14 protein-coding genes and 3 pseudogenes are annotated in these 11,529 nt (G+C 48.1%); 6 read left to right on the top strand and 11 right to left on the bottom strand.

What is annotated here, in order from left to right; genetic code table 11:
• The 6 genes from MMY81_RS32165 to MMY81_RS32140 form a co-directional block, all read left to right on the top strand.
• On the top strand, positions 1-572 hold a 572-nt coding region (locus tag MMY81_RS32165), incomplete at its 5' end, for a hypothetical protein (RefSeq protein ID WP_252316025.1).
• Between the two features lie 2 nt (positions 573-574).
• On the top strand, positions 575-1,117 hold the full coding sequence (locus MMY81_RS32160) for a hypothetical protein (RefSeq protein ID WP_252316024.1): 543 nt from the start codon (positions 575-577) through the stop codon (positions 1,115-1,117).
• Positions 1,118-1,276: 159 nt separating this feature from the next.
• Positions 1,277-1,567: an SNF2 helicase associated domain-containing protein gene (locus MMY81_RS32155; protein ID WP_256498114.1), complete on the top strand. Its 291-nt coding sequence runs from the start codon at positions 1,277-1,279 to the stop codon at positions 1,565-1,567.
• Positions 1,568-1,578: 11 nt separating this feature from the next.
• Positions 1,579-1,869, top strand: coding sequence for a hypothetical protein (locus tag MMY81_RS32150; RefSeq protein ID WP_252316022.1), 291 nt, complete (start codon positions 1,579-1,581; stop codon positions 1,867-1,869).
• Complete coding sequence (locus MMY81_RS32145) at positions 1,823-2,167, top strand: SNF2-related protein (protein ID WP_252316021.1); 345 nt, start codon at positions 1,823-1,825, stop codon at positions 2,165-2,167. The genes MMY81_RS32150 and MMY81_RS32145 overlap by 47 nt, the downstream gene beginning before the upstream one ends.
• Positions 2,121-3,143: a DEAD/DEAH box helicase gene (locus tag MMY81_RS32140; protein ID WP_252316027.1), complete on the top strand. Its 1,023-nt coding sequence runs from the start codon at positions 2,121-2,123 to the stop codon at positions 3,141-3,143. The genes MMY81_RS32145 and MMY81_RS32140 overlap by 47 nt, the downstream gene beginning before the upstream one ends.
• Positions 3,144-3,184: 41 nt before the next feature.
• Here MMY81_RS32140 and MMY81_RS32135 read toward each other — a convergent pair whose 3' ends face one another.
• The 11 genes and pseudogenes from MMY81_RS32135 to MMY81_RS32085 form a co-directional block, all read right to left on the bottom strand.
• Positions 3,185-3,661, bottom strand: coding sequence for a hypothetical protein (locus tag MMY81_RS32135; protein ID WP_252313141.1), 477 nt, complete (start codon positions 3,659-3,661; stop codon positions 3,185-3,187).
• 78 nt (positions 3,662-3,739) lie between these two features.
• Entirely contained in the window at positions 3,740-4,861 is a 1,122-nt protein-coding gene (locus MMY81_RS32130; protein WP_308215552.1) for a mannitol-1-phosphate 5-dehydrogenase, read from the bottom strand.
• Positions 4,862-4,871: 10 nt separating this feature from the next.
• Complete coding sequence (locus tag MMY81_RS32125; RefSeq protein ID WP_252313139.1) at positions 4,872-5,309, bottom strand: PTS mannitol transporter subunit IIA; 438 nt, start codon at positions 5,307-5,309, stop codon at positions 4,872-4,874.
• An 81-nt stretch (positions 5,310-5,390) separates the two neighbouring features.
• Positions 5,391-6,632 (bottom strand): BglG family transcription antiterminator, encoded by a 1,242-nt coding sequence (locus MMY81_RS32120; RefSeq protein WP_252316019.1) that lies wholly within the window; start codon positions 6,630-6,632, stop codon positions 5,391-5,393.
• Entirely contained in the window at positions 6,571-6,882 is a 312-nt protein-coding gene (locus MMY81_RS32115) for a PRD domain-containing protein (protein ID WP_252316018.1), read from the bottom strand. Before MMY81_RS32115 ends, MMY81_RS32120 begins: the two co-directional genes overlap by 62 nt.
• An 11-nt stretch (positions 6,883-6,893) precedes the next feature.
• Complete coding sequence (locus MMY81_RS32110; RefSeq protein WP_252316026.1) at positions 6,894-7,127, bottom strand: HTH domain-containing protein; 234 nt, start codon at positions 7,125-7,127, stop codon at positions 6,894-6,896.
• Positions 7,128-7,135: 8 nt separating this feature from the next.
• A complete protein-coding gene (locus tag MMY81_RS32105) occupies positions 7,136-7,429 on the bottom strand; it encodes an HTH domain-containing protein (protein ID WP_252316017.1) in 294 nt (97 codons plus the stop codon).
• A 23-nt stretch (positions 7,430-7,452) separates the two neighbouring features.
• Positions 7,453-7,788: pseudogene (locus MMY81_RS33650) on the bottom strand (PTS mannitol transporter subunit IIBC); the annotation flags it as partial.
• A pseudogene (locus MMY81_RS32100) lies at positions 7,751-9,233 on the bottom strand (PTS mannitol transporter subunit IIBC). The pseudogenes MMY81_RS33650 and MMY81_RS32100, both read right to left, overlap by 38 nt.
• Before the next feature lie 220 nt (positions 9,234-9,453).
• Positions 9,454-10,450, bottom strand: a pseudogene (locus MMY81_RS32090) (aldo/keto reductase).
• A gap of 105 nt (positions 10,451-10,555) precedes the next feature.
• On the bottom strand, positions 10,556-11,497 hold the full coding sequence (locus MMY81_RS32085) for an ArsA family ATPase (protein ID WP_308215551.1): 942 nt from the start codon (positions 11,495-11,497) through the stop codon (positions 10,556-10,558).
• Positions 11,498-11,529 lie beyond the last annotated feature (32 nt).

The raw sequence follows: 11,529 nt of genomic DNA, 5'->3' as shown, positions 1-11,529 counted from the left end.
GAGGATATATAAAAGGAATTCAACAGCAGCAGAATGGCACAATCAGCAAGATAAAAGCAAGCGTGCAGGGAGAGGAAATGTATAAAGTAGAGCTCTTTTTTCTCGAAAGCGGGAGAATGGGAGGATGGCTCCTGCACGTGTCCCGCCCACAGCGACGGCATGCACGTATGCAAGCATATGGCCGCTGTGATGATAGAGCTTGCCAGCTGCAGAAGCCGGAAGTTTCTTCATTCTTTTCCGAGCCCGTCCAAAAAAAACAAGTGAGTGAAAAGAAGCCACTTCATCGCTGCGGCATTTTTTTATGGATCATTTTTCGGGAGGCTGACGACCGTAGAGTCATCGGAGAGCGATGCGCGCCGAGTTTTGTGCTGCAGTTTTTCTCCGACTACAGCTTTGTGCAGGAAAAATATTTCACGGTGCAGCTGCGGATCGGCGTAGATAAACTGTATGTCGTTAAAAACATGGAGGACCTATTTGCATCCATCCGTCAGCGCTCTCGCTTCCTATTACAAAGAACTTCACTTTCGATCCGACCTATCACTATTTTAAAGAAGAAGATCTGCAGGCATTAAAGATGCTTGAATATATTGTACGCAATCAAAAAATGGCAGAAAGACGGACGCACGTCATCCTTCGGCTATTCCGAAACGTCTGCCCGGGCTATCCAGGTGCCGCCTGTAGCCGCAGAGCAGATGCTCGAACGACTTACTCCCTGCCGTCAGGTGTTTGTTCAATCGGCAACACGCATCAGCTTGTGCCGTTTATGGTAAAGAAGAATTTCCCGGCACGTTTGATATGCAGCAGGCCGATGAAGACTATCTTATTTCCTATTCCGGCGGTTTCCTATCCGCCAAAGCGGATCAGCCTGACCTCCTATTATATATGGAATGACCGCCTGTATAAAATTGACCCGGAAGCGGACCGCGATATCGTTCTGCTTTTTCATATGCTGATGGACACGCCGCAGGGAAGGCTTCCGCTTTCTTCAGAAGAGGTCGGACAAGTATATAAGCAGATTGTGGCACCACTGGAGCAGAATGAAAAGCTGGAGATGACGGAATCCATCCGTGCTTCTATCGAAGAACAGCCGCTTTCAGGCCAAAATCTACCTCGATAAAAAGGAAAACGGGACTGACGGCCGATCCGCTTTTCTCCTACGGCCCTTACTCTATTCATGCCGTAACAGAACAGCAGACTCCGGAAGACAAAGCGATTCTTGTACGCGACACCAAGCAGGAAAAGACATCCTTCAGTTTATTGAAGAAGCCGGCTTCCACTGGAACGGCGAACGGCTGATTCTTTCCAGGAAGAAGATATTGCTTTGTTTTTTCTAGATATTCTGCCGGAGCTGAAAAAGCAGGCCGACGTTTTTATGAGCCGCGCAGCGGAAAGTACGTTTATTCCACCGGAGACGCTTCAGGTTGAGGCCGCTCTTGACCCTTCTATGGGATGGCTCGATATTTCCTTTGAAACCTCGGATTTAAACGAGGAAGATGTATTCCACCTGATGAAGGCGCTGAAGGAAAAAAAGCGCTACTACAAATCGAGGGCGGCTATGTTTCCTTAACGAGCAGCTGGATGAAAAACCTGCAGGATCTGCTTCAGGATACGCCTGTAACGGAAGAAAACACGGAAAATAAAAAGATGCGTATGCCCTCCTACAAAACGCTTCTGCTCGATGATAAACGCGGGAAGTGCCGGGTGGCGCCTCTGCACCATGGAGGATCTTATCGACACATCCGTGATCCGCAGACGTTTGAAGTGGAACTGCCGGAGGGGCTGAATGCCGATCTAGCGCTACCAGAAGCTGGGCTTTCAATGGATGAAGGCGTTGACGGCCTATGGATTCGGCGGTATTTTAGCGGATGATATGGGGCTTGGAAAAACGCTTCAGACCCTGACGTATATTCTCTCTGAACGTCAGAAAAATCCTGAAGCACCGCCTTTTTTAATCGTTGCCCCTTCTTCATTAATATATAATTGGGAAAAAGAAGCCCAGCGGTTCACCCCTGATCTTAAGATCGCAGTGATCCACGGCACGAAGCCGCAGCGCAAAAAACAATGGAGCACCTATGAAGAGGCCGACGTCTGGATTACGTCATATCCGCTTCTGCGCCGTGATGAAGCTGTACCGGGGCCGTGTATTCTATGGACTGATTCTCGATGAAGCTCAAAATATTAAAAACCATCTGTCGAAATCGTTCCGCGCTGTAAGGCGGATGGACGCCGGCCGTATTTTTGCCTTAAGCGGCACGCCCATTGAAAACAAGCTGGAAGAGCTCTGGTCGATGTTTGCTGTTATTATGCCGGGTTTGTTTCCGGACGTCTCCAAGTTTAAACAGCTGTCTCCCGACCAGATCAAACAGCGGATTGCTCCTTTTATTATGAGACGGACGAAAAAAGAAGTATTAAAAGAGCTTCCGGATAAAATTGAAAGCTCTCTCTACTGCGAATTGAATAAGCAGCAGCGCGAGACCTATATGGCTTATTTGGAGCGTATTAAAGCAGAAACGAGCCAGCAGCTTAAAGAAGGATTGTCCTCCAACCGGATGAATATTCTTGCCAATCTGACCCGGCTGCGTCAGCTCTGCTGCCATCCGGGGATGTTTCTGGAAAACTACACGGGAAGCTCCGGAAAATTGGATGAGCTGATGTCGTTTATGAAAGAAAGCAAGGAAAACGGGCGCCGGGTATTGGTCTTTTCCCAGTTTACGAGCATGCTTTCTATTATTTCCAAAGCATTCGATGAAGCAGGACTCTCCTATTTTTATCTGGATGGCAAAACACCTTCCGACCAGCGGATGGCCCTGACCGAACAATTCAATGAAGGCTCTGCTGATTCCTTTTTAATTTCGCTGAAGGCAGGAGGCACAGGGCTGAATCTGACAGGAGCCGACACAGTTGTGCTGTTTGACCTCTGGTGGAACCCGGCTGTAGAGAGCCAGGCCGCCGACCGCGCCCACCGCATCGGCCAAAAGCGGGTCGTACAGGTCGTCAAGCTGATTTCACAAGGCACGATTGAAGAGAAAATCCTTTCGCTTCAGGACAAAAAGAAAGCTCTATTCGACCAGGTCATACAGACCGGCGAAAGCAGCCTGTCTTCTTTATCAGAAGACGATATCCGCGAGCTTCTTGATTTATAAAGAAAAGCCGGCCCCCTGAATCTCAGGATGCCGGCTTTCTTCTATTTCTGGGCAGTAAACAACAGACGCCCTTCCTGCTTTTTGTCCACAACGATCCGCCAGCTTAAAAATGTCCGGCGCAGTTCTTCATGCCATTCTTCCGGTGAATCGGTTTCCATAACAAAACTGATCGATCGTTTCGATCTTACGGCTTTTTCAATCTGCTGGAATGTTTCCAGCAGCACCCCTTTTTTATACGATGCAGTATCAATAAGCAGAAACACCCAATCCAGAGAAGACGGCGTCCACTCCACCATGTCCAGACTTGTTATACAATGAAGCTGATGGGACTTCAGCTTTTCCGCTGCTTTTCCTCCGTCCGCTTCTACAAGTGTAAAGACGCCCCTCGACTGGCGGACAGCTTCTGCTGCCGCGGCTGTCTGTTCTTCAGACAGCGCTCCAATCTGCATGACGTCTGCTTTGGGGATTTTTTTAATTACGGGAAGGTAGCGTGAGATATAGTGGATCGGATCCGTCACGATAACCTGCCTCCTTTTTGCTGACTTTGTTTTAGTATACCAAAAGGCCTCCCTGTTTTGTCCGGGAGGCCTTTCTTTTTATGCCTGATCAAATACAAGTCTCGTCAGCGGATGTGAGGAGTCCAGACCGCTGTAATAGCAGAATGCTTCTTCTCTTCCATTCTCTTTAATTCGTGCCTGCAGTGCCTGTGCTTCTTCATCTTCCGGATGCTCGAAAGTAAGAAGCGCGCGCAGCGTTTCGGCAATGTAAACAGGCTCTACACCGTAATCAAGCAGCCCTAAAGCAGGATGCACGAGGCGCTCCTGGCTGCCAAGCTTGCGGACTGGTCCGCGTCCGACACGCTTCACGGAATCCGATAAATATGGATTCTGGAACCGTGTATTGATTTTTTCACGGTATGCCTTTAGATCTTCTTTATCGAACCCGTGTTTACGGCTTAGCAGTTCGGACGTTTCATTAAGAAGGCCGAAGTATGCTTTTCTTACTGCTTCATTGTCATACGATTCCTTGATCGTTTCGCAGCCTCCTGCAGCGCCGTTATAGGCGAGCGCAGCATGGCCTGCGTTAACTGTAAACAATTTTCTTTCAATGTAGGGCGGAAGGGACTCGACATACGTCACACCAGGTATTTTCTCTGTTCCCGGTTTGAGGGAAGGTTCCTCTACTACCCATTCAAAAAAGGGCTCTACTACAACATGCAGTCCATCTTCCGATGATTGTTCGGGAACAATACGGTCTACTGCTGCATTTGCAAAACCGGTAAACTTCTCTATTGCGGCCTGCTCTGCGCTGGAAAGATGTTCATAAATCGCAGCCTGCAGATGGCTTGTTCCTTCTGCCATATTTTCGCAGGCAATAATATTTACGTTGGAAGGTGTGCCTTTAGCGGCACGGCGTTTAAGGCCTTCAGCCAGATCAGGTGCAATCCGCTTTAGAATCGGCGGTCCAACAGCTGTGGTAATCAGGTCTGCCCGCTCAATCAGCTGAAGCAGTTCTTCCTTTTCTTTCATGCTGTTTACGGCGTGAACACCGCTTATCCGGCTCGTTTGATGCGTTTCATCCGCCAGTTCCACCGTGTATTCGCCGCGTTCCTGAAGCTTTGTGATTAATTCTTCGTTTACGTCTGCGAAATATAATTCAAAGCCGGCTTCAGACAAAAGCTGGCCGATAAAGCCCCTGCCAATATTTCCTGCACCAATCTGACAGCATTTATTTCACCTCTTCAAATTGAGCAAGCAGCTCTTGTTTCGTTGTAGCCTGCAGCATCTTCTCCACATTATCGGCATCCGAACAGACAAGCGCAATTTTTGAGAGGATTTCTAAATGCTCGTCTCCCTTGCCGGCGATACCAATCAATAGCTTTACCTTGTTTCCATCACCGTAATCGACCCCGTCCGGCGCCTGTACAATGGACAAACCGGAGGATTTAATTTGGCTTTTGGAATCTTCCGTACCGTGTGGTATCGCTATATAGTTCCCCATGTACGTAGAGGTTAATTCTTCTCTTTCCATCATGGAAGCAATATAATCGGTTTCGACGTACCCCTGATCTACGAGAATGTTTCCTACCGCGCGGATTGCTTCCTCTTTTGAACTCAATGCTGCTCCTATTACAACGTTCTCTTCTTTTAGTATTTGGCTGCTCATTATAATCGTCTCCTGTCTTATTGTAGTTTTTCTTTAAGCCATTCATGAAACGCGGCACCCATATGGCGGGTCAGCCGCTTTTTATCGGGCAGATCGGAAGCGTATTAGTGATTCCCGGCTTCCGATAAGCTGTTCGCTGACGGCACTGAGTACTTCGTATATTTCGGTTTCTCCGTATTCAGGTGCCAGCAGAAGCAGAATTCGGTATGTCGATTCTACAGACCCGTCCATTGCCTGTATATCTTTAGGCTCCGGCAGATCCCATATCGTAAAAGAAGGTCTCGTTACATGGACGCTTCTGGCATGAAACAGGGCAAGCCCTGAATTTGGAATCGCAACTCCTCCCATCGCATAGCGCTCCAGCAGCTTATCGCGCACCGCTTCTGCGTTCTGGATCACTCCGTCTTCAACGGCGCGTCGGCATACAGCCTCCAACTGACGGGAAAGCTCCCCGCGTTCTGTGATCTCTTCTACTTCCAGTCCGCCTAAAAGCATAAGAATCGTGTTCGTATACGACTGCATCTGCACTAATTTCTCAATGGGCTCTTCTGCTGCAGACGTCCCTGATGAAATCGGCCGGCGTTTTTTCAACAGGCTGTCCTTATGCTGTTCCCGAATAAAGGCCTGAACACTCCTAATATCTTTATCTGTTAAAAACGGATTGACCACAATATGCGGCAGCTCGCTGTCCGGCAGGCTTAATGTAGAAATAATTACATCATAGCCCTCCCTTTTCGACTCGTTCTCCAAATCCATCAGGGAGATATTTTTCAGCTTCTGCAGTTCGGGAATTTCTTTTTGCAGCCGGGTAACGAGCATCTTGGAAGAGCCTATACCACTCGAACAGACGACAAGCGCATGCAGGGGCTCCATCGTGTTTGCCCGTTCAATGGCCGATCCGAAATGCAGAACAAGAAAACCGATTTCTGCATCCGGAAGCTCAAAACGGGAAAAGGTGTCGGAAGCCGCTTCTTTAATTAAAGAAAACAATTCCGGGTAATCACTTTTAATATCTTTTAGCAGCGGATTATGGATTTTCATGCGTTCCTTAATCCGGTAAAGCGTGGGTTCTAAGTGAGCTACAAGCCCCTGGAAAAGCGATTCATCGCCGGTCAGGTTTTTGCCTACCCGCTCTTCCACAAACTGAATCAGGGATTTCGCCTGAACCGCTGATGGAAGACTGTCCAGATCCATTGTATATTCCTGATCATTTCGAAGCTTGGCCCCGCGGAGATGCATGGTAATATATCCAATTTCTGCTTTAGGAATCGTCCGCTGAAAAACCTGTTTCCAGCCGGGAAATAAGCTGTTCGGCCACAGCAAATTCCTTCGTTTCCTGCAGTGATTGGAAGTAGGATTCGTTTATTTCAATATTTTCGCCTTTAATGATCCGCTCCATGGCAAGCGTTAAATGCACGGCCAGGCCGATATATGCACTGTCGGCAAAGGAGTAGGGCAGTTCACTTTTAAAATCATGCAGTACGCCTTCAACGAGCGCCCAGCGCTCTTTTTCCACCATACCCAGCAGCCGGTTTGATATGTCGCTTCCTGCCGGAGAGGGCTTCTGCTTCATCGTTTCCCTCATTAAATGAAAGAATTCATTTTCTCCAAAGTTTCCACCATCAGGCTGCTCATGGCACGCCTTCTTGATTTCTCGGTCCCGACCACTTCCACGCCGTATCCTCTTCTGCGAATCAGCTGTAAATCGAAAAAAGACAGCCACTCCTCTGCTTTATCGAGATCGTGGCTGACTGTAGCTGCCGTCACGTTGAGCTCAACCGCCAGAGATGTAAGCTTGACCGGCTCATTTGCTTCCAGAAGTGCACTCAGCAGCAGGGTTTTTCTTTCTTCCGGCGTATAGTCGGAGAACGCAGAATGGCGAAGGAGAGCCAGCAGTTCGTTCTGCTGCTCTCCTCGCCAATGACTTCAATCCCTCTGCCTGTCTGCCTTCGCAGAGTTAAATGATACGGCTCTATTCTTTTTTCAAGGCCTTCGAGATCGCGGTGAATGGTACGGGCGCTGACGTTGAGCTCCCGTGCCGCTTCCGAAATCGGCACCATACCTTTTTGAGAAAGCAGATACTGCATGAGTTCACGTTCACGGGCTGTAATATAGTCCATACCGTTCACCCTTTTCGTGAAGCTTAGCTGATTTTATTTTCCTTCAGCCCCTCAACAAGCTCATCGTATTCGGGCTGCCAGAAAATTATCTACGGAAATGTGTGCTGCATCCGGACGTTTAGCTTTCGCACGCTCGGTTAAATCTTTGTGGGTAATAATGATATCTGCATCTTCCGGAATCTGGTTAATTGCTGAGTTGGTCACATGATATCCAGTCCGGCTTTTTTTCACTTTGTCTTTCATACAGATGCACCCATTGCGCTTGATCCCATTCCGGCATCGCAGGCAAAGATAATCTTCTGTACGTTCTGCGGATCAAATTCAGAAAGCGGCTTTTTCCTGCGCCTGCTCTCCTCCATCTTCTCTTCCCTTTAAATCTTCAACTAACTCATCATATTTCGGGCTGCCGAGGAAATTGTCTACGGAAATATGCTCTGCATCCGGACGTTTTGCCTTCGCACGCTCGGTTAAATCTTTATGCGTAATAATAATATCTGCACTGTCCGGAATCTGGTTAATCGCTGAGTTGTTACATGAATATCCAGTCCGGCTTTTTTCACTTTATCCTTCATGACAGATGCACCCATTGCGCTTGATCCCATTCCGGCATCACATGCGAAGATAATGCTGTTCACCTGTGCTTTTTTAGCAGAAGATGCAACCGGCTGGCTGCCGCCAAGCTGGGAAGCGGCCTGACTCTTCTTGCCTTTCATGCTTTCCATTTTCGCTGCGGCACCGCTTAGATCTTCTTCTTCCTGCTTGGAGAAGCGGAGAATCGATCCTGCGATCACAAAAGATACAGCCGTTGCTGCAAGAATACCGGCTGCCAGACCAAGATAGTTGCTTGGATTGGCAAGGGCAAAGTAGGCAATAACACTTCCTGGAGAAGGTGGAGCTCCAAGACCTGCGCCAAACAGCTGGAAGGTGAAGATACCGGCCATGCCGCCGCCGATCGCTGCAAGAATAAGAATCGGCTTCATTAATACATACGGGAAGTAAATCTCGTGAATCCCGCCGAAGAAGTGAATAATCGAAGCACCGGCCGCTGAACCGCGTGCCATGCCTTTACCAAAGACCATATAGGCTAAAAGAATTCCCATACCCGGTCCCGGGTTGGTTTCCAGAAGGAACAGTACGGACTGTCCTGCCTGAGCCGTCTGCTCTAAAGCAAGCGGACTTAGTATACCGTGGTTAATTGCATTATTTAAAAACAATACTTTCGCCGGCTCAATGAAGATACTGACGAGTGGAAGCAGGCCAAGTCCGATAATCCAGTCTACTCCGTTTCCAAGAACACCTGTAAGGCCTGTTACAAGCGGACCCACCGCGTATAGTCCAAATATGGCAAGAATAGCACCGATAATACCGGAGGAAAAGTTGTTCACAAGCATTTCAAAGCCCTGCTTGATTTTTCCATCCACTGCCTGGTCAAATTTTTTGATGGCATAGCCGCCTAACGGCCCCATCATCATGGCACCGAGGAACATTGGAATCTCTGCTCCTGCGATAACCCCATTGTAGCAATGGCGCCGACGACCCCGCCGCGCATATCGCCGTGAACCATCCGTCCGCCGGTAAAACCAATCAAAAGCGGAAGCAGGTAGGTCAGCATCGGGCCGACTACGTTATCTGCGATGTTTGCAACCGGAATCGGGCCGTCTGCAATAAAAAGAGCTGTAATAAGACCCCAGGCAATAAATGCCCCGATATTCGGCATAATCATGCCGCTTAAATAACTGCCGAACCGCTGCACCTTCGCACGCATGCTGCCTTTGCTCTGTACTTCTCCTTGAGCTGTACTCATAGTAAACGCCTCCTTGTTTATTAAAAGATATGCTGTCACGATTTAAATACTTTCTGCATGAACAGCACTATTTCTGATGATAAGTAATTATCATTGCTGTATCTTTATAATAAAGCGTTACCACTGCGTCTACAACAAAAGGAAAACACTAATTCGACAGGAGCATTGTTGACAACATTTAATAAGCCTGTCTCAAAAAGAGACAGGCTTATACTTCAGCTTATTCTGATTTAGCGGGTGGAGCCATAAACTCCGGACCGATGGGTTCTTTAATATGCTTGCCGACGATTTCATTTACTGCCTGATGATCGGTTTCATCAAGCTTCCAGTCCATCGCTTCTTCTATCGCGTCCAGCTGATCCGGCCTTCTGGCACCCCACAGGGCAATATCAGATCCGGGCTGATCAAGTACCCAGCGGATTGCGAGGTGAATTACATGCTTATTGTATTTATTCTGCACGTACTGATCAAGTTCGTTTACTGCGGCAATATAATTCGGCAGGGTGTCCTCCTGGAATTTTGGATCATTGTTACGCAGGTCATCTCCTTTGAACGTGCGGTCTGCCGACATTTTTCCGCTCAGCAGGCCGCGGCACAGGCTGCCGTATGAAAGGTTTGTGGATGTCGTGTTTCCGGGTGTAGGGAAGAATATCTTCTTCAATGCCTCTTTCAAAAATATTATACGGCGGCTGAAGCACGTGTACGGGCGCCGTTTTCTGAAACTCGTCAATCTGCTCTGTTGTAAAGTTACTGAGTCCGATTGCTCTTATCTTGCCTTCGTCAAACAGCCTTTTCATTACAGCAGCTGTCTCTTCCATATTTATCTCAGGATCGGGCCAGTGTACATGGTAAATATCAATGTAGTCGCTGCGGAGGCGACGCAGGGAATCTTCTACTTCTTTTTGAATACGGGCTTCTGTTCCGTCTCTGTACATACCGCCCTCGTCCGTCCAGTTCAGCCCTGCTTTGGTAGAAAGCACAATATTATTTCTGCCGCCATACTGTTCGACCGCTTTTCCGACCAGTTCTTCCGATTCGCCTAATCCATAGGCAGGTGCTGTATCAATAAGGGAAATTCCTTTATCTAAAGCAGCGTGAATCGTTTTAATGGAATCTTCTTCATTCGTGCCTCCCCACATTTTGCCGCCAATAGCCCACGTGCCGAGACCAATGCGGGAAGCTTCTATGCCAGTATTCGCAATTTTAGTCGTTTCCATTTTTATAGAACCTCCTGAATAAATGAATTATCCTACACTCATTACCGTTTTTTCTTTCTTTTAAACAATTATGTCAGGGAAAAAAGCGCACCCGCGGGCACGCTTTTAATTAGTCAGGAACGATGGCCTCCGCCATCGTTTTAATATCTTCAATTGAATGAATGTCCTCTTCCAAAAGCGGCAGGAACGTCTTCTGCTGGTTCGGAAAGGCTTCTTTAATCTGCTCGATGTAGGCAGCTTCCTGCGCTCTTCTTTTTGTATAAAAGAACTGTTTCCCGCAGATTCCGGCATGCATTTATTAATCAGCACCGCCGGCACCGGCATATTCACCTGCTCCAATAGCTGCAGAGCGCGCTTTGTTTCCGCAATAGGAAGCTTTTCCGGCACAAGCACATACACACAGGCTGTCCGCTTTGGATCCATTAAAATGCGGCGGACCCGGGAAAAGCGGTCTTTTCGCTCCATTAATATCTGATAGATCGGATCTTCGACCGGCTCGCCGTCATTCATCCATTCTGAATAGTTATCATTCACTTTGCTTCTGCGCTTGAGCATTCCTTCCATCCAGGCTTCCATCATTTCCGGCAGCGAAAGGAGCCGGACCGTATGCCCGGTCGGAGCGGTATCAAATACGATCGTATCCAACGTTTCCTTTTCTTCCAGAATAATATGGATCAGCCTGTCGAACAAGGCGGACTCATCCGACCCCGGCGAAACGGCCGCCATGTCGATCTGTCTGTTTACTTCATCGGCCATCGAGGAGCGCACCACGCCTTTAAGGTTCTGCTTGACCCTTTCAATATAACGCCGCGCTTCTTTCTCCGGATCAATTTCCATTCCCCATAGATTATCTGTCAGCGCGGTTTTTTCATCCCCTATCGCCTGGTCAAACAGGTCGCTCAGGTTATGGGCTGGATCCGTGGAAACGAGCAGCGTACGGTACCCTGCCTTTGCAGAAGCAAAAGCGAAAGCAGAGGCAGAGGTGGATTTCCCTACGCCTCCCTTTCCTCCAAAAAACAAAATTTCTTTTTTAAATAAGGTTTTCATACGATCTCCTTCTTATCGTTACATACATCAAT

The organism is Sinobaca sp. H24, assembly GCF_023845525.1.
The sequence above is the reverse complement of the archived record's forward strand: the minus strand, read 5'-3'. Positions and strand labels throughout refer to the sequence as shown.

Excerpts from the sequence above, each read along its gene's own strand:
- MMY81_RS32145 (WP_252316021.1), top strand. The coding sequence starts at position 1,823 with ATGAAGGCGTTGACGGCCTATGGATTCGGCGGTATTTTAGCGGATGAT.
- MMY81_RS32115 (WP_252316018.1), bottom strand. The coding sequence starts at position 6,882 with ATGAAGCAGAAGCCCTCTCCGGCAGGAAGCGACATATCAAACCGGCTG.
- MMY81_RS32125 (WP_252313139.1), bottom strand. The coding sequence starts at position 5,309 with ATGAGCAGCCAAATACTAAAAGAAGAGAACGTTGTAATAGGAGCAGCA.
- MMY81_RS32085 (WP_308215551.1), bottom strand. The coding sequence starts at position 11,497 with ATGAAAACCTTATTTAAAAAAGAAATTTTGTTTTTTGGAGGAAAGGGA.
- MMY81_RS32140 (WP_252316027.1), top strand. The coding sequence starts at position 2,121 with ATGAAGCTGTACCGGGGCCGTGTATTCTATGGACTGATTCTCGATGAA.
- MMY81_RS32160 (WP_252316024.1), top strand. The coding sequence starts at position 575 with ATGCTTGAATATATTGTACGCAATCAAAAAATGGCAGAAAGACGGACG.
- MMY81_RS32150 (WP_252316022.1), top strand. The coding sequence starts at position 1,579 with ATGAAAAACCTGCAGGATCTGCTTCAGGATACGCCTGTAACGGAAGAA.
- MMY81_RS32105 (WP_252316017.1), bottom strand. The coding sequence starts at position 7,429 with ATGGACTATATTACAGCCCGTGAACGTGAACTCATGCAGTATCTGCTT.